The 16,697-nt window shown below is 68.0% G+C and carries 13 protein-coding genes; 8 read left to right on the top strand and 5 right to left on the bottom strand.

The genetic code is table 11. The features are described 5' to 3' along the window. Positions 1-61: 61 nt before the first annotated feature. Complete coding sequence (locus tag FZ938_RS27500) at positions 62-1,198, bottom strand: NAD(P)/FAD-dependent oxidoreductase (protein ID WP_149201446.1); 1,137 nt, start codon at positions 1,196-1,198, stop codon at positions 62-64. Next, on the bottom strand, positions 1,195-4,197 hold the full coding sequence (locus FZ938_RS27495) for a LodA/GoxA family CTQ-dependent oxidase (protein WP_149201445.1): 3,003 nt from the start codon (positions 4,195-4,197) through the stop codon (positions 1,195-1,197). Before FZ938_RS27495 ends, FZ938_RS27500 begins: the two co-directional genes overlap by 4 nt. Before the next feature lie 340 nt (positions 4,198-4,537). On the opposite strand from FZ938_RS27495, the gene FZ938_RS27490 reads away from it, so the two are divergent. The 4 genes from FZ938_RS27490 (at position 4,538) to btsR (ending at position 9,538) form a co-directional block, all read left to right on the top strand. Then, complete coding sequence (locus tag FZ938_RS27490) at positions 4,538-6,058, top strand: malonate--CoA ligase (protein ID WP_149201444.1); 1,521 nt, start codon at positions 4,538-4,540, stop codon at positions 6,056-6,058. Positions 6,059-6,192: 134 nt separating this feature from the next. Beyond that, a complete protein-coding gene (locus FZ938_RS27485; protein ID WP_149201443.1) occupies positions 6,193-6,990 on the top strand; it encodes a polysaccharide deacetylase family protein in 798 nt (265 codons plus the stop codon). A gap of 125 nt (positions 6,991-7,115) precedes the next feature. Beyond that, entirely contained in the window at positions 7,116-8,813 is a 1,698-nt protein-coding gene (locus FZ938_RS27480; protein ID WP_149201442.1) for a sensor histidine kinase, read from the top strand. A gap of 8 nt (positions 8,814-8,821) precedes the next feature. Further along, positions 8,822-9,538 carry a two-component system response regulator BtsR gene (btsR, locus tag FZ938_RS27475; protein WP_149201483.1) on the top strand — a complete coding sequence of 239 codons (717 nt, stop codon included), beginning with the start codon at positions 8,822-8,824 and terminating at the stop codon, positions 9,536-9,538. Here btsR and FZ938_RS27470 read toward each other — a convergent pair. Then, a complete protein-coding gene (locus FZ938_RS27470) occupies positions 9,513-10,238 on the bottom strand; it encodes an aspartate/glutamate racemase family protein (protein ID WP_246799120.1) in 726 nt (241 codons plus the stop codon). The genes btsR and FZ938_RS27470 overlap by 26 nt on opposite strands. Positions 10,239-10,391: 153 nt before the next feature. Here FZ938_RS27470 and FZ938_RS27465 point away from each other — a divergent pair, with 153 nt between their 5' ends. Continuing rightward, positions 10,392-11,339, top strand: a complete 948-nt coding sequence (locus FZ938_RS27465) for a YihY/virulence factor BrkB family protein (protein ID WP_149201440.1) — start codon at positions 10,392-10,394, stop codon at positions 11,337-11,339. On the opposite strand, the gene FZ938_RS27460 is transcribed toward FZ938_RS27465, so the two are convergent. Beyond that, on the bottom strand, positions 11,287-11,481 hold the full coding sequence (locus FZ938_RS27460; protein ID WP_149201439.1) for a YbdD/YjiX family protein: 195 nt from the start codon (positions 11,479-11,481) through the stop codon (positions 11,287-11,289). The genes FZ938_RS27465 and FZ938_RS27460 overlap by 53 nt on opposite strands. A gap of 143 nt (positions 11,482-11,624) precedes the next feature. Further along, on the bottom strand, positions 11,625-12,521 hold the full coding sequence (locus FZ938_RS27455) for a LysR substrate-binding domain-containing protein (protein ID WP_149201438.1): 897 nt from the start codon (positions 12,519-12,521) through the stop codon (positions 11,625-11,627). 161 nt (positions 12,522-12,682) lie between these two features. Here FZ938_RS27455 and FZ938_RS27450 point away from each other — a divergent pair, with 161 nt between their 5' ends. The 3 genes from FZ938_RS27450 (at position 12,683) to FZ938_RS27440 (ending at position 16,663) form a co-directional block, all read left to right on the top strand. Then, positions 12,683-13,882 (top strand): MFS transporter, encoded by a 1,200-nt coding sequence (locus tag FZ938_RS27450; protein WP_211101181.1) that lies wholly within the window; start codon positions 12,683-12,685, stop codon positions 13,880-13,882. Between the two features lie 30 nt (positions 13,883-13,912). Next, positions 13,913-14,674, top strand: coding sequence for an SDR family oxidoreductase (locus tag FZ938_RS27445; protein WP_149201436.1), 762 nt, complete (start codon positions 13,913-13,915; stop codon positions 14,672-14,674). Between the two features lie 183 nt (positions 14,675-14,857). After that, positions 14,858-16,663 (top strand): carbon starvation CstA family protein, encoded by a 1,806-nt coding sequence (locus tag FZ938_RS27440; RefSeq protein ID WP_149201435.1) that lies wholly within the window; start codon positions 14,858-14,860, stop codon positions 16,661-16,663. Positions 16,664-16,697 lie beyond the last annotated feature (34 nt).

Below are 16,697 nucleotides of genomic sequence, written 5' to 3'. Positions count from 1 at the left end.
TCTGACCTGTCACCCATCTGCACGGTCTAATCCGTTACCTATGTTACCGGTCTGTACACAATCACGTCCCTCTCCCCAGGGGGGAGAGGGGGTTGGAGAGGCGCCGGCTCCAGAATGGACGGTCTTGCCAGCGGCGTTCCAGGCCGTACCAAGCCCGCAGATGGGCGCGGTAGGCCTCGCGGATCGGTGTCAGGCCGGCGGCATAGTTGGACAGTGCCGTGGGATCGCCGGAAAGGTGGCGGTCGGCGGCTTCGGCGGCGGCCAAGCCGGTGTAGAGCGCGTTGAAGATGCCCTGCGACGACAGCGGGTCGAAGCCCAGCGCGGCGTCGCCGACCGCCAGCCAACCCTCGCCCGACGCCGGTGACAGGCTGCTGCTATGGGCGGCGCAGAAACCGCCCCTCCCCTCCCCCTGCCCGTCCGCTTCGAAGCCGCAGGCGCGCAACGAGTCCGAAAGGACGGAACAGGTGGACAATCGGCGCAGCAGCGATGCCGTGTCGCGGGCATCCGCCGCTGCGGGCAGGTCGGCGTCGGTGTGGAAGGCCACCACCCGGCGGCCTTCGGGCAATGGGGCGCTGTACCACCAGCCGTCCGGCTCCGCCTCGATCCAGGTCAGGCCAGACTGCCGGCCGGGGGCATCAATGCCATGGACCCAGCCGCAGACCAGCCGGTCCGAGACCGCCCGCCGGGCGCCGAAGCGTTTGGCGAGCGGCGAACCGCGCCCGCCGGCATCGACCAGCAGGCGGGCATGGACGGGAATGCGGCGGCCGGCGGTCTCGACCTCCAGCAGCCAGCCCTGCCCTGCCCTGTCCACCGACAGCGGCTGGGCAGGGACCAGCAGGGCGGCGCCGCGTGAGGCGGCCACCCGGCGCAGCCAGCCGTCGAAACGGCCACGGTCGAGATGCCATCCCGGCCCGTCGAGGTCGCGCAGACTGTCGGCCTCGACCGGCAGCGGCCCGCCCCAGACCGACCGGCCGCCATGGCAGGGGGAATGGCCCTCGGCGAGGAAGGCGTCCCACAGACCCATGTCGGCCAGCAGGCGGCGCGCCGCCGGGGCCAGCGATTCGCCGATGCGGACGGCGGGGCCTGCCCGCCGATCCAGCACCAGCACCCGGTGCAGCGGCGCGAGGTTGAGGGCGAAGGCGGTCCCGGCGGGGCCTGCCCCGACCACGACCGCATCCGCCTCGACGGGTGTCGTCACCGCAGCCCGCGCGGGAAGCGGCGGACCTTGTCGATCCGGCTGAGGTCGACCGGCTGGGTCGCCCGCAGCCCGGCACCACCACCCGACGGGGCCGGCGCCTTGCCGGACATCGTGCGGTGGGCGGCCCGAACCGCCTTGGTGTCGACCGTATCGTCCACGTCGGGGATCGGGATGTGCTGGTCCTCCACCTCGATCAGCGGTGGGAACAGTCTGGTGCCTTCCGGATCGGTCGGGCCGGGATTGACCTCGACCACGCCGAGATGGTCGAAGTGATGGATCATGTTGTTGATCTGGTCGGTGTAGCTGGTGGTGCCCAGCGGCGCCACCCAGGCGGCGCGGTTGGCAAAGGCGGCCAGACGCACCTGGGCGGGCTGGGCGGCGTCCATCACGATCCGGTAGTTCTCGCGGGTCAGCACTTCGTTGGGCACGCGGGCCGGCCAGAAGGTCGGGACGTTGGGGTCGTAGGTGGGATCGTAGCCGGAGCGGCAGCTGCCGGTGTCAGTCTGCCACGGCACCGCCATCCAGCGGGTGATGCCGCCGGGAAGCTGGCCATAGAGCGGGCCATTGGGGATGGTCACCGTGTCGCTGGACAGGATGGCGCCCAGCCCCGGCTCGACCCAGCCCTTGGGCGCATGGGCGAAGCGGAACGGCTCCATATACATGGTGGCGGCGCGCACCGGCCAGGTCATCTCGCAGCCGGGATGGAAGGCGTCGGCGAGGCAGAAGTCCATCGCTGCGCGGGTCAGCACGTCGCCCTGTTCTTCCAGCGGCACCTGATCGAAGTCGGTGTAGACCGGGACCTTGCCCCAATCGTCATCGAAATCGCCGGCCACCCACTGGTCGAGGAACTCCAGCTGGGTCTGGGTCAGCGAGGTGTATTGGCGCGGCGTCTGGGCCGGCGGGATGTTCATCGCGTCGCCATAGACCCAGGGCCAGGGCGTCGGCGACCAGCTGTCGACCGCGTCGTGGCGGAAGGAGTTCTTCAGCACCCGCCGGGTTTCCTGGTTGGCGAGGCTGCGGTCGCTGAGCCGCGCGATCCACTCCGGCTTGGTGAAGTCGTTGGCGGAGTTCCAGCCGAACCCGGCGGCGAAGCCGGCATTGACCCATTGCAGCCCGGTCATCCGCTCGAACACCGGATAGATGTCGTGGGTGAAGGACGGGCGGGCCGGCTTGGGCAACGTGCCGGCCTGGATCGCCACGTCGCGCATCAGGTCCCACATGGTGCGCACCGACTTGCGCTGCGGTCCGTAGTTGGGCGGGGCGACCACGATCCAGGCAGGGGTGACCGGCAGCTCCATGCCGTTCAGCTTGACGACGGCATCGACCGGGCCGTCGGAGGTGTCGTCGTGCCAGCCCTCGTTGTTGCCGAAGGTGATCGCCTTGGTGCCGTTGTAGGAGGAGGAGAAGCCGCGCCCGCCGGTGACCAGCAGGCGGTGGTCGCCCTCCTCGCACCACATGCGGCCGAGATAGACCGGCTCGCCCTGGTGCATGAACTTTCCGGCGACCAGCTTGCGGCTCTGCTTGCCATGGCCGGCATGGATCTTCTCTTCCCCGGCATCCAGCACCAGCGCCTGACGGTCGGCGACGGTCGGGTTGCGCAGCGTCGTCGGGTCGGCGGAGGCCGCTTCCGGAATGTCGAGCGCCAGCTGGAAGCCGTACCAAGCCGACTTCTTGTTGGCGAGGTGGACCTTCCAAGTGATGTCGGCACCGCTGTCGGCGGCGGTCAGTTCACGGACGATCCGGCCCATGGCGTTGACGCCATAGATGCGGAAGCGCGCCGCCTGCGGCAGAAGCCGGCCCTCGGCGTCACGGTAGGGATTCCGCGCCGGGTCGTCGCCGGCCATCAGCGGCTTCGGGTTCGGCACCTCGGGGCCGACGACATAGCCCTCCGGCGCGTTGCCGATGCGGGCGACGCCGATGGGCGGGTAGATCACCGCCTTGACAATGCAGTCGTCCTTGGGGAGCGGCGGCGCCTGGGTGCGCGGCTGCGTCGGCTGCTGCAGCGGCTGGCCGTTGGCCTGATGGCGGACGTCGGCGCCGTGGTTGTAGACGACCTTGCGCACCGCGGCGATGCTGCCCTGCGGCGCCTGCTCCACCGGCGTGCGCCAGATGTTGAAGGCCAGTTCCTGCCCGTAATCACCCTGGCCGCGGGCGCAGACATCCTGTTTGGGCAGGACCAGCGTCGCCACCGGCTGGTAGGGATACTGGTCGGTCGGCCATTCCTCCGTCGCCTTGTCCAGCGGATAGCCGGCGCTTTTCGGCACCACCTGTACCATGAAGGTGAAGCGGTATTCGTCCTCCAGCAGCCGGTTGGCAAGGTCGGTGGCGAGATAGTTCTTGTCGTCGGTCGGCACGTTGACCGCCGGATGGCCGGGCGGCGGCGTTTCCGGCACCAGCGAGTATTTGGCGTAATGGTCGGGGCCGAAGGCGAAGGGCAGGATCGCCCAATATTGGGTGGTCAGAACGCTGCCGTTGACCTGAGCCGACATGGCGTCGAGGATGCCGTTGGTCTTCGGGTGCTTGGCGAGATAGCCAGGATAGTCCTTTAGGACCGTGCCGGCATAGGTGAATTCGCACATCTCCTCCGCGTTATCGACGAAGAAGATGGGAAAGTTCTGCATGATGAAGTCGGCGACGTCGCCCGTCTCGCCCAGCGCGTTGACCCCGTCGACGCCCCAGACCTTCAGCCCGATGCCGAGCGTCGAGCCCAGATCCGGAGAGGTCGGGCCGGTGTCGCTGGAAAAACGGACCCAGGCCGGCAGCTGATCCTTGGCGAAGACGCCGACTTTGCGCAGCGCCTCCGGCCGGTCGGGGTGCATCACCAGACGGCCGTGGGCGGCCCCGTGCAGTTTGCGGAACACCGCGCGCTCCGCCGGCTTCTGGCCCAGCGCGATGCGCTTCATCTGGCCCATGGCGATGAACATCTCGTCCAGCCGCTGGGTGGCGTTGGTCGCGCAGTCGAAGCAGGGGGGACTCTTGTTGGGGTCTTCGGCCGTCATTCGCTCCGTCTCCTGGTTCGTCCGGCGGCGCTGCCGGGGCGGGGTGGACATTTTTTGGCGCGGGAAGTTGTGTCCGTTGTTTGATTTTCCCGCATAATGACTCGTGCTTACGCGAGCACTTCAAAGGTTTCCACCGGAAATAATCATGACGGCACACAATTTTTGTTGATCGGAGAGTTGGTGATGATGGAGCGCTTCTAAGGTTGAGAAAATTGGTTGATATTCGCGACGGCGGTCCGGAGGCGCGGATGTGGGACGTCCCACAATCCCCGCGTTACGCTGCTCCCCTACCCCATCGCTGTGTATGATGGGTGATCCGTTCCGCAGGGGTCCGACCAGAATGAGCGACAACTTCTTCGACATCGCCGCCGCGTGCTTTCCCGCCGATGCCGACAGCAGCTTCATCGAGCTGGAGTCCGGCCGCCGCTACAGCTATCGCGATCTGATGGAGATCAGCGGCCGTTATGCCCGGCTGCTGGCGGAGCTGGGCGTCGCCAAGGGCGACCGGGTGGCGGTGCAGGTGGAGAAGTCGGCGGAGGCGGTGTTCCTCTATCTCGCCTGCCTGCGGGCCGGTGCCGCCTATCTGCCGCTGAACACCGCCTATACCAAGGCGGAGGTCGGCTATTTCCTGGGCGATGCCGAGCCGAAGGTCTTCGTCTGCCCGCCGGGCAACGAGGCGGCGTTGGCCGACACCGCGAAGGGCGCCGGGGTGGGCAATCTGCTGACGCTGGGCACCGGCGGCGACGGCAGCTTGGCCGACCGGGCGGCGGGGCTCGATCCGGAGTTCGACACGGTGGCGTGCGCGGCGGACGATCTGGCGGCGATCCTCTACACCTCCGGTACCACCGGGCGGTCGAAGGGGGCGATGATGAGCCACCGCAACCTGTCGTCCAACGCCGCCACCCTGCACCGCATCTGGGGCTTCCGGCCGGACGACGTGCTGCTGCACGCCCTGCCGATCTTCCACACCCATGGCCTGTTCGTCGCCACCAACTGCGTGCTGATGAACGGTACCGGCATGCTGTTCCTGGGCAAGTTCGATCCCGATGCCGTGTTCCGCCTGCTGCCGCGGGCCACCGTGATGATGGGGGTGCCGACCTTCTACACCCGCCTGCTGGCCGACCCGCGCCTGACGCCGGAGGCGGCGGCGCATATGCGGCTGTTCATCTCCGGCTCCGCCCCGCTGCTGGCCGACACCCATCGGGAGTTCAGGGAGCGCACCGGCCACGCCATTCTGGAACGCTACGGCATGACGGAGACCGGCATGCTGACCTCCAACCCGCTGGACGGCGACCGCATCCCCGGCACCGTCGGCTTCCCGCTGCCCGAGGTGTCGGTGCGGGTCGCCGACGAGAAGACGGGGGAGCCGGTCGCGGAGGGCGGGATCGGCGTGCTGGAGGTGAAGGGGCCGAACGTATTTTCCGGCTATTGGCGCATGCCGGAGAAGACGGCGCAGGAGATCCGCCCCGGTGGCTGGTTCATCACCGGCGATGTCGGCCGGATCGACGAGCGCGGCTATGTCCACATCATCGGCCGCGCCAAGGATCTGGTGATCTCCGGCGGCTTCAACGTCTACCCCAAGGAGGTGGAGACGGTGATCGACGGTATCGACGGCGTGGTGGAATCGGCGGTGATCGGCATCCCCCACCCGGATTTCGGCGAGGCGGTGATGGCGGTGGTTCTGCGCCGTCCGGGCGCTGCGGTCGATGAGGCGGCGGTGGTCGGCGCCTGCAGGGAGCAGCTGGCAAACTTCAAGGTGCCGAAGGCGGTGGCCTTCGTCGACGAGCTGCCGCGCAACGCCATGGGCAAGGTGCAGAAGAACCTGCTGCGCGAGGCGAACAAGGGCCGCTTCGGGGCGTAAGGGGAGCGCCGGCCAGGGTCCCCAAGATATCGCTTGTCCGCCGTCCGCGGCGGGAGCAATGCTCGGCCTTCTGCCGCGCCCTACCCCTTTCGAAGGGAGGGGTGCGGCTCCGGCTTTTCCCATGTGCGCCCGCGATGATGACCCTGTTCCGCCGTGCCGTCCTGCCGCTGGCGGCCGCCCTGCTCGCCCTGCCCGTTTCGGCCATGGCCGGGCAGCGCAGCTATGCCGCCACCCATGGCGCCGCTCCCTTCGTGACGGAGCATCTGATCCCCGGATCGGACCTCGACCTCGATCAGGTGGACCGGACCCTGCCGCAGGCGCGGGTGGTGGCGCTGACCATCGACGACGGGCCGGATGCCAATGATCCGCGCATCCTCGACATCCTGCGGGCGCATGGGGCGAAGGCGACCTTCTTCTACATCGGCGCCAAGATCCCGGCGCATCATGACATCGCCCGGCTGGTCGCGGCGTCGGGCAACGAGGTCGGCAGCCACACCGAGACCCATCCGATGACCACGGACCTGCCGCCGGTCCAGCGCGAGTGGAACCTGGCGCAGGCGGAAAAGGCGCTGGCGTCGGTCGGGGTGACGGCGACATGGTTCCGGCCGCCCTTCGGCGATGTGGACGAGGCGCTGGCGGCGCTGGCGCGCCGGCATGGCATGGCGACGGTGCTGTGGACCGCCGACAGCCAGGACTGGAAGGACAGCGGCCCCGACGTGATCCGCCACCGGGTGACCGAACGGCTGGTGCCCGGCGCCGTCGTGCTGATGCACAGCACCAAGGCGTCAACCGTCGCGGCGCTGCCGGCGATCCTGGAGGAGGGGAAGAGGCGGGGGTTGCGCTTCGTCACCATGAGCGAGTGGGATGCGGCGATGCGGCAATCGGTGACGCCGGAAATGGCGTTGCTGCACCCGGCGCCGCGGCGGCGCTGAGCGCCCGCGCCGGGGTTGCTGCCAGGGTAGGGATGCAAGGATGTCCCATCGGCGGGGGCGCCCGGCCGGTGTAGGATGGCGGCGAGCGGCGCCGGTATCGTCAGGCCGCTGTCGGGATTAACGCCATGCCAGTCGAGCCCTTCACCCTGATCCTCTCGCTGCTTCAGCAGATGTGCGTCTATCTGGTGATCGCCTATCTGCTGAGCCGCACGCCACTGTTCCTGCCGCTGACCCATGTGACGGTGCGCTGGCCGCACAAGCTGGCCTGTTACGCGATCTTCTCGATCTTCTGCATCATGGGGACCTATTTCGGCCTGCACATCGACGACAGCATCGCCAACACCCGCGCCATCGGGGCGGTGCTGGGCGGCATCTTCGGCGGGCCGTCGGTGGGGCTGGCGGTCGGGCTGACCGGCGGTCTGCACCGCTATTCGCTGGGCGGCATGTCGGCGCTGGCCTGCGCCATCTCCACCATGGCGGAGGGGCTGATCGGCGGGCTGGTCCACCGCCATATGGTGCGGCAGGGTCGGATCGAGCCGCTGTTCAACCCGCTGCGGGTCGGCGCCGTCACCTTCGTGGCGGAGGTGGTGCAGATGCTGATCATCCTGGCGGTGGCCCGGCCGTTCGAGGCGGCGATGCATCTGGTGGAGGTGGTGGCCGCCCCGATGATCGTCGCCAACACGCTGGGCGCGGCACTGTTCATGCGCATCCTGCTGGAGCGCCGCGTGCTGGACGAGAAGCAGTCCAGCGCCTTTTCCGCCAAGGCGCTGAAGATCGCCGCGCGCTGCGACGGTGTGCTGCGCGGCGGCTTCAACAGCGAGAACAGCACGCGGGTCGCCCGCATCATCTATGAGGAGACCGGCGTCGGCGCCGTCGCCATCACCGACCGGGACAAGCTGCTGGCTTTCATCGGCATCGGCGACGACCACCATCTGCCCGGCACGCCGATCAGTTCGCCGCAGACCCATCAGGCCATCGCCAGCAATCAGGTGATCTATGCCGACGGCAACGAGGTGGCCTATCGCTGCTCGATCAGCCCGACCTGCCGGCTGGGGGCGGCGCTGGTCATCCCGCTGGTGGGCGAGGAGGGCAGGGTGATCGGCACCATCAAGCTGTACGAGCCGCGCACCAAGATCTTCTCCACCATCAACCGCACGTTGGGGGAGGGCGTGGCGCGGCTGCTGTCCAACCAGATCCTGGCGGGCCGCTACGAACAGCAGAAGGCGCTGCTGGCGCAGTCGGAGATCAAGCTGCTGCATGCGCAGGTGAACCCGCATTTCCTGTTCAACGCGCTGAACACCATCTCCGCCGTCATCCGCAACGATCCGGAGCGGGCGCGGCAGCTGGTGCAGAACCTGTCGACCTTCTTCCGCAAGAACCTGAAGCGCCCCAGCCAGATGGCGACGCTGGCCGACGAGGTCGAACATGTCAGCGCCTATCTGCAGATCGAGCTGGCGCGCTTCACCGGCCGGCTGGCGGTGGAGATCGAAGTGCCGGAGGACCTGCGCCACGCCCGGCTGCCGGCCTTCTCGCTCCAGCCGCTGGTGGAGAACGCGATCAAGCACGGCACGGCGCAGCTTCTGGGCGACGGGCGCGTGCGCATCGCGGCCCGGCGGGAGGGCGGCGACCTGCTGCTGTCGGTGGAGGACAATGCCGGGCTGTACGAGGCGAAGCCGGGCGGCGACGGGCTGGGGATGACCATCGTCGACCGCCGCATCCGCAACCGCTACGGTGAGGATTACGGCGTTTCGGTCGCCTGCGAGCCCGATGCCTTCACCCGCGTCACTTTGCACCTGCCTCTTGAGGAAACCGTGCCCGCATGACGGCCGCCATGAATGTCCTGATCGTTGATGACGAACCGCTGGCGCGGGAGGAACTGCGCCGCATGCTGGAGGAGGCTGCCGACGTCCGCATCGTCGGCGAATGCGCCAACGCCATCGAGGCGATCGGCGCCATCAACCGGCAGGCGCCCGACGTGGTCTTCCTCGACATCCAGATGCCGCGGGTCAGCGGGCTGGAGATGCTGGGCATGCTCGACCCTGAAAGGATGCCGCGCATCGTCTTCCTGACCGCGCATGACGAGTATGCCGTCCAGGCGTTCGAGGAACACGCCTTCGACTATCTGCTGAAGCCGGCCGATCCGGCGCGGCTGGAGAAGACCCTGCAGCGCCTGCGCCGGCAGCGCGCCCCGCAGGAGGTCGGCGTTCTGCCGGGGGCGGCGGAACTGCGCCACATCCCCTGCACCGGGGTCAACCGCATCACGCTGATGAAGCTGGCCGATGTCGAGTATGTCGTCTCGCGCCCCGCCGGCGTCTATGTGGTGGGGGAGGACGGGCAGGAGCGCTTTACCGAGCTGACGCTTCACACCATCCAGGAAAAGAGCCCGCTGTTCCGCTGCCACCGCCAGCATCTGGTCAATACGGACCGCATCCGGGAAATCCGCTTCGTCGACGGCGGGCTGGCCGAAATCCAGACCACCGGCGGGCATGCGGTGCCGGTCAGCAGGCGCTTCCTGGGCGCGCTCAAGGAACGGCTGGGGATGGGGTGAAGCCGGCGATTGCCAGTTCCACCGCCGCTTCGGCATGGATGGCGGTGGTGTCGAACAGGGGAACCGCGCTGTCCTCCGGCTTCACCAGCAGCATGATCTCGGTGCAGCCGAGGATGACCGCCTCCGCCCCGCGCTCCACCAGCCGGGCGATGACCTCGCGGTAGGCCTGGCGGGAAGCCGCCTCGACCCGGCCCTGGACCAGTTCCTCGTAGATGATGCGGTGGACGGTGGCGCGGTCGGCGTCGTCGGGGATCAGCACCTCCAGACCGTGGCGGTCGGCCAGCCGGCCCTTGTAGAAGTCCTGTTCCATGGTGAAGGCGGTGCCGAGCAGCCCGACGCGGCGGTGGCCGGCGGCGCGGATGCGCTCCGCCGTGGGGTCGGCGATGTGCAGCAGCGGGATGGCGACGGCAGCCTGCACCTCGGCCGCCATGCGGTGCATGGTGTTGGTGCAGATCAGCAGGAAATCGGCGCCGCCGCGCTCCAGCCGGCGGGCGGCATCGATCATCAGGGCGGTGGCGTCGTCCCAGCGGCCGGCATGCTGCAACGCCTCGACCTCCGCGAAATCGAAGGACCACATCAGGCAGCGGGCCGAGCGCAGCCCGCCCAGCCGGTCGCGGACGCCTTCGTTGACGATGCGGTAATATTCGGCCGAGCTTTCCCAGCTCATGCCCCCGATCAGGCCGATCACCTTCTGCGACACCGGGCGCGTCTCCTGTTTTGGATTGCATGGAGCGTGGTGAAACGCTCTCCGACGCATTGTTCCTATCACGGATCGGTTCCGCAGGGCTCTCGCCATGACCGAATGGCCGCCATCGCTGTTACCCCAGGGATGGTTCGGGACGGGAGGTCGGCGATGGGCAGCGTGCGGCGATGGTGGGGGATCGTGGTCGATGCGGCCTATGGCTGGATGAACGACGACGCGATGAGCATGGCGGCGTCCATCGCCTTCTACACCATTTTCTCGCTGGCGCCGCTGGCGATCCTGGTGATCGCGCTGGCCGGGCTGGTGTTCGGTGACGAAGCGGCGCGCGGCGCCTTGATCGAGCAACTGACCGCGCTGGTCGGGCGCGACGCCGGGCAGACCCTGCAGGATCTGATCGCGCGGGCCGGCGCGCGGGAGACCGGGATCGTCGCCAGCATCATCGGCATCGTCACCATTCTGGTTGGCGCCACCACCGTCTTCGTCGAGCTGCAGACCGCGCTGAACCGCATCTGGCGGGTGGCGGCGCCGCAGGAATCGACCATCACTTGGCTGGTGCGTGTCCGGCTGAAGGCGCTGGCGCTGATCGGCGCCATCGGCTTCCTGCTGATCGTGTCGCTGGTGGTCAGCGCCGCGCTGGCGGCTGCCGGCCGCTGGGCCACCGACTATCTGCCGGCGATGCCGTCGCTGTTGTGGCTGGTCGATATGGTGACATCCTGGACGGTGCTGACCGGGCTGTTCGCGCTTATCTACCGCATCCTGCCCGACGCCTACATCCGCTGGACCGACGTGTGGCTGGGAGCGGCGGCGAACGCCTTCCTGTTCGCGGTCGGCAAGTTCCTGATCGGCTTCTACATCGCCACCAGCGGCGTGGTGACGGTCTATGGCGCGGCGGGGTCCTTCGTGCTGATCCTGCTGTGGGTCTATTATTCGGCGGTGATCTTCCTGTTCGGGGCGGAACTGACCCGCGCCTATTCGGAACGCAGCGGCAGCCGGGCGCGGATGCCGGGGCTGAGCCCGGAGGCGGGACCTGGGGTGGGGGAGGGGGTTAGCGGCCGCAGCAGCCGCGTCCCAGAGTCATCAGGATCTGCCGCGCCTTGAAGGACCGCTCGTCGAGCGGCTCCTGCTCCGGGGCGAGGCGGGCCTGGGCTTCGCGGTAGCGGTCATAGGAATCGTCGTTGAACAGGCGACGCAGGTTGGCGAGGACCTTGCGCAGGGGCGTGCGGGGGCAGGAGCTGTTCATCGGAGATCTCTGGCGGGGGCCGGCGTTGTGGGACGTCCCACGATAGCGCCCTTCCCGCACGCGCCGGGCCGGTTTCCGGCGAGCGGCGGTTTGGCGGTCCGAGCGGCGCATTCCGGGGCTTGAGCGGTCCGATGCCCGGCCCGTCAGCGCGGCACCCGCGCCTCCCCGACAAGCCAGTCGACGAAGCCGGCAACCAGGTTCCCGGCATCGGCGTGACGTGGAACAAGGGCCACGTACCCCGTCCTCGGCACCCGGATTTCCGGCAGCGGGGTCATCAGCCTTCCGCTGGCGACGTCGATGTCCAGCATCGGCAACGGGCCGATCCCGATGCCAAGCCCATCCTCCACCGCCTGACGGGTTACGAAGAAGTGATCGAATATCTGGCGGGGATGCCCGGCAAGATGCTGGAGTCCTGCCGCCTCAAGCCAATTCGCCCAATCGCCGGCACGGGTTTCGCTCGCGAGCAGGGTATGTCCCTCGATGTCGGCGGGGCTCATGATCGGCCGTCGCGCGAACAGGGCCGGGCTCATGATCAGCGTATCCACATCGTCCAGCACCGGAACGACGCGATGCTGAGGCCACACATGCTCCCGCGCGGCGCCGCGCCGGATCGCCACGTCGACGCCGCCGCGCAGTTCCTCAAGCACGGTCGAAACCGTCGTAACCACCACCTCGACCTGTGGATGGTCGGCATGGTAACGGCCGAGCCGCGGGATCAGCCAGCGCATCGCGAAGCTGGTCGGGGCACTGACCCGCAGGATGCGGCGCGCGTCGGGCCGGCCGCAGGCTTCCGCCGCGACGGCCAACCGGTCGAAGGAAAGGCCGACCTCGGCGGCGAAGATCCTCGCCATCGGCGTCGCGACCATGCGGCGCCCATCCTTCACGAAGAGCCTCTGCCCGAGCCAGCCTTCGAGCGCAGCGATCTGCCGGCTAACCGCGCCATGGGTGAGGCCGAGTTCGGCCCCGGCTTCGGCATAGCTGCCGGTTCGGGCCGCGACCTCGAAGATGCGCAGGGCGTTCAGGGGAGGAAGGCGGCGCATGGGCAGTCCTTAAGGGCGATCCGCGAGGGCAATCCGTGAGAAAAACGAACGGTACCCGTGATTCAAAGCATACTAGTCGCTGAAATCTCACACGTATAGCTTGCCTTCCCATTGAGACCAGCCGGGCAATGCCTGTCGCCCCTCCGGGAAAGCCATTGAAGATGAATCCGCAACATTGGTGGACAGAGAAGAAGAAAAGCCTGACGGGCGCGTGTCTTGCCCATGCGGTGCATGACGGGTACACCGATGCCCTCTATGTCTTCCTGCCGATATGGCAGGCGCAGTTCGGCCTTTCCTATGCGATGCTTGCAATCATCCGCGCCCTTTACTCAGGGACGATGGGAGGACTGCAAATCCCGGCTGACCGGGCCCTTCGCGGCCTGTCGCCGCGGGCGGCGCTGATCCTGTCGACCGTCCTCGCGGCGACGGGCTTGCTGATCATGGCATTGCCGTTCGGCTTGCCGGGTCTGTGCGTTGGCCTCGTCGTTGCCGGCATCGGATCGAGCATCCAGCACCCCTGCGGCTCGATGCTCGTCACCGTCAGCTACGGTGCGGCATCGCGGCATCCGCTCGGCATCTACAATTTTTCAGGCGATCTCGGCAAAGCGGCGCTGCCGGCGCTCGTCGCGGTGCTGTTGCCGACCTTGGGCTGGCAGCCGGTGCTGGGGCTGATGGCGGCGATCGGACTCGTCCTGTCGATCGCCCTGCTGCCGCTGGCGCCGGCAGCTCCCATCGCCAGGGCCGCAAAGACGGGGACGGCTTCGGGCCAAGGCCGCGGCGGCTTCGGCATCCTGACGGTGATCGGCGCGCTCGATACCGCGACCCGCATGGGCTATCTGCTCTTCCTGCCCTTCCTCATCCAGGGCCAGGGCGGGGATTCGGCGACGGTCGGACTGGCCCTTGCCCTGCTGTTCATCGGCGGTGCGCTGGGAAAGGCGACCTGCGGCCTGCTCGGGGAGCGGCTGGGGGTCGTCGGCAGCGTCATGGTGACCGAAGCCGCCACGGCCGTGCTGATCGCGGCGACGCTGCTCACCTCGCTGACGCCGACGCTTGTCCTGCTGCCGCTGCTCGGCATCGTGCTCAACGGCACCTCCTCGGTGCTCTACGGCACCGTGCCGGAGCTTTCCAACGGTGATACCGGCCGGGCCTTCGCGGTCTTCTACACCAGCGTCATCGGGTCCGGCGGTCTGGCCCCGATCCTCTACGGCGCAATCGCCGACCACAGCAGCCAGACGACCGGCGTGCTGGCCTCGGCGGCAACCGCCGCCCTGATCGTTCCGCTCGTCCTGATGCTGAGGCCCCATCTGGGCGCCGCCGCCGCGGAACCGCATGGGAAGCCCGGCCTTCCGCGTTCCGCGTGACCGTCCAGCCACCACATGGAGATCGTTTCAATGACCATCGACTCTCAAGCACCGCTGATACTGATAACGGGTGGCGGGCGTGGCGTCGGCGCCGCGACCGCAAGGCTTGCCGCCGCCCAGGGCTATGATGTCGCGATCAGCTTCGTTTCCGACGAGACCGCCGCCCGTGCCGTGGTGGCGGATGTCGAAGCCCTGGGGCGCCGGGGGTTGGCGATGCGCGCCGACAGCGCGGATCCGGCGCAGGTCGCGGCACTGTTCGAGGCGATCGACCGCGAGTTCGGCCGGATCGACGTGCTGGTCAACAACGCCGCGGTGCTCGCGCGGCAGTGCCGGACCGAGGAACTCGGCTTCGAGCGGATGCAGCGCATCTTCGCGGTCAACGCGATCGGCCCGATCCTCTGCGCGCAGCAGGCGGCCAAGCGCATGTCGCATCGCCACGACGGGCGGGGCGGCGTGGTCATCAACATCTCGTCGGCATCGGCCCGGCTCGGCAGCCCGAACGAATATGTCGACTATGCCGCCTCCAAGGGCGCCCTGGAGACCTTCACCATCGGCTTCGCCAAGGAGGTCGCGCGGGACGGCATCCGCGTCAACTGCATCCGCCCCGGACACATCTACACCGACATGCATGCGAGCGGCGGGGAGCCGGGGCGGGTGGATCGCGTCAAGGAGTCGATCCCGATGGGACGGGGCGGCCAGCCCGAGGAGGTCGCGCGGGCGATCCTGTGGCTGGCGAGCGCCGAGGCCTCCTTCATCACCGGCACCTTCCTGGACGTCACCGGCGGCAAGTGAGCGTGGGCGGGGCGGGCGCGACTCCCGACCGTTCGGGCAGGCGCATCCGGAGGCTTGAGCGCCGCCGCTCGCCCCCTGCCGGCTGCCGCTCAGCACCTCCCGGCTGCCGCTCGCGGCATTCCACCACACGGGGCTCCGCGGCGGGCGTACACCGGCGGCATATCCTTTCTCAGGAGAGCCGTCATGGATCACGCCCTAACCTTTGTGATCGCGACACTCTGCATTCTTGCGCTCTGCTACCGCTTCTACGGCGTGTTCTTCGTGCGCAAGGTTCTCCGTGCCGACGATTCGGAAGTCACCCCGTCCCACATGCTGGCGGACGGCCGAAACTATGTGCCCACCAAGAAGTGGGTGAATGCCGGGCAGCATTTCGCCGCCATCGCCGCCGCCGGCCCGCTGGTCGGCCCGGTGCTGGCCGCCCAGTTCGGCTATCTGCCGAGCTTCCTGTGGCTGCTGATCGGCTGCGTCATCGGCGGCGCGGTGCACGACACCGTCGTGCTGTTCGCCTCGATGAAGCACAAGGGACAGTCGCTGTCGGAGGTCGCCAAGGCCGAACTCGGCCCGGTCGCCGGCTGGTGCACCGGTCTGGCGATGCTGTTCATCATCACCATCACCATGGCCGGCCTGTCGATGGTCGTCGTCCATGCGCTGGAACGCAACGCCTGGGGCGCTTTCGCGGTGTTCATGACGATCCCGATCGCCATCGCGCTGGGCCTCTACGAGAAGATCACCGGCTCGTCCAAGGGCGCCACCCAGGTCGGCATCGCCGCCATCGCCGCCTCGGTCTTCGCCGGCCCCTACATCCAGGGCACTCTGCTGGGCGAGTGGCTGACGCTGCACGCCGAGACGGTCGCCGTCATCCTGCCGGTCTATGCCTTCTTCGCCACCGCGCTTCCGGTGTGGCTGCTGCTGACCCCGCGCGGTTACCTGTCCAGCTTCATGAAGGTCGGCGTGTTCGGCGCGCTGGTCGTCGGCGTCGTCTTCATCAACCCGGAAATCCGCTTCCCCGCCCTGACCGACTTCATCCATGGCGGCGGCCCGGTGCTGAACGGCCCGGTCTGGCCCTTCATCTCGATCACCATCGCCTGCGGCGCCATTTCCGGCTTCCATGCCTTCATCGGGTCGGGCACCACGCCCAAGCTGATCGACAAGTGGAGCGACATCCGTCCGGTGGCCTTCGGCGGCATGCTGGCGGAATGCCTGGTCGGCGTCATGGCGCTGATCGCCGCGACCTCGCTGCATCCGGCCGATTACTTCGCCATCAACTCCGCGCCGGCCGCCTTCAAGGCCCTGGGCATGAATGTCGTGGACCTGCCGCGGCTGAGCAATGAGATCGGTCTCGACCTCTATGGCCGGACCGGCGGTGCGGTGACCCTGGCGGTCGGCATGACCGAGATCTTCACCCGCGTTCCGTGGTTCAACAGCCTCGCCTCCTACTTCTTCCAGTTCGTCGTGATGTTCGAGGCGGTGTTCATCCTGACCGCCGTGGACAGCGGCACCCGCGTTGCCCGTTACCTGATCCAGGACCTGCTGGGCGACATCTATGCCCCGATGAAGCGGCTGGACTGGGTCCCCGGTTCGATCATCGCCAGCGTCATCGCCTGCGTGGCCTGGGGGTATCTGCTGACCTCGGGCGACATCAACTCGGTCTGGGCCCTGTTCGGCGTGTCGAACCAGCTGATGGCTTCGGTCGGCCTCATCATCGGCGCCACCATCATCCTGCGGCTGGCCCAGAAGCGGATCTACATGCTGACCTGCCTGGTCCCGCTGGCCTACCTGTTCGTCACGGTGAACGTCGCCGGCTACTGGATGATCGCCAACGTCTATCTGAACAAGGCGGCCAAGGGCTACAACCCCTTCAACGCCGGCATCTCGATCATCATGCTGGTGCTGGGCTTCATCATCCTGATCGCCGCGTTCCGGAAGTGGAAGGAACTGCTGCAGGCCCGCGCCATCGAGGTTCCGATGGTCGCCACCCCGGCCGAATGACGGTTCGGGTATCGTAAAAAGCGAACGGGCCATG

The organism is Azospirillum oryzae (genome assembly GCF_008364795.1).
GTDB lineage: Bacteria > Pseudomonadota > Alphaproteobacteria > Azospirillales > Azospirillaceae > Azospirillum > Azospirillum oryzae.
This window is presented reverse-complemented; position numbering and strand designations above follow the sequence as displayed.

What these genes read in the sequence shown, in the direction of transcription:
- FZ938_RS27495 (WP_149201445.1), bottom strand. Translation starts at nt 4,197, where the DNA reads ATGACGGCCGAAGACCCCAACAAGAGTCCCCCCTGCTTCGACTGCGCG.
- FZ938_RS27490 (WP_149201444.1), top strand. Translation starts at nt 4,538, where the DNA reads ATGAGCGACAACTTCTTCGACATCGCCGCCGCGTGCTTTCCCGCCGAT.
- FZ938_RS27485 (WP_149201443.1), top strand. Translation starts at nt 6,193, where the DNA reads ATGATGACCCTGTTCCGCCGTGCCGTCCTGCCGCTGGCGGCCGCCCTG.
- FZ938_RS27480 (WP_149201442.1), top strand. Translation starts at nt 7,116, where the DNA reads ATGCCAGTCGAGCCCTTCACCCTGATCCTCTCGCTGCTTCAGCAGATG.
- btsR (WP_149201483.1), top strand. Translation starts at nt 8,822, where the DNA reads ATGAATGTCCTGATCGTTGATGACGAACCGCTGGCGCGGGAGGAACTG.
- FZ938_RS27465 (WP_149201440.1), top strand. Translation starts at nt 10,392, where the DNA reads ATGGGCAGCGTGCGGCGATGGTGGGGGATCGTGGTCGATGCGGCCTAT.
- FZ938_RS27460 (WP_149201439.1), bottom strand. Translation starts at nt 11,481, where the DNA reads ATGAACAGCTCCTGCCCCCGCACGCCCCTGCGCAAGGTCCTCGCCAAC.
- FZ938_RS27455 (WP_149201438.1), bottom strand. Translation starts at nt 12,521, where the DNA reads ATGCGCCGCCTTCCTCCCCTGAACGCCCTGCGCATCTTCGAGGTCGCG.
- FZ938_RS27450 (WP_211101181.1), top strand. Translation starts at nt 12,683, where the DNA reads ATGAATCCGCAACATTGGTGGACAGAGAAGAAGAAAAGCCTGACGGGC.
- FZ938_RS27445 (WP_149201436.1), top strand. Translation starts at nt 13,913, where the DNA reads ATGACCATCGACTCTCAAGCACCGCTGATACTGATAACGGGTGGCGGG.
- FZ938_RS27440 (WP_149201435.1), top strand. Translation starts at nt 14,858, where the DNA reads ATGGATCACGCCCTAACCTTTGTGATCGCGACACTCTGCATTCTTGCG.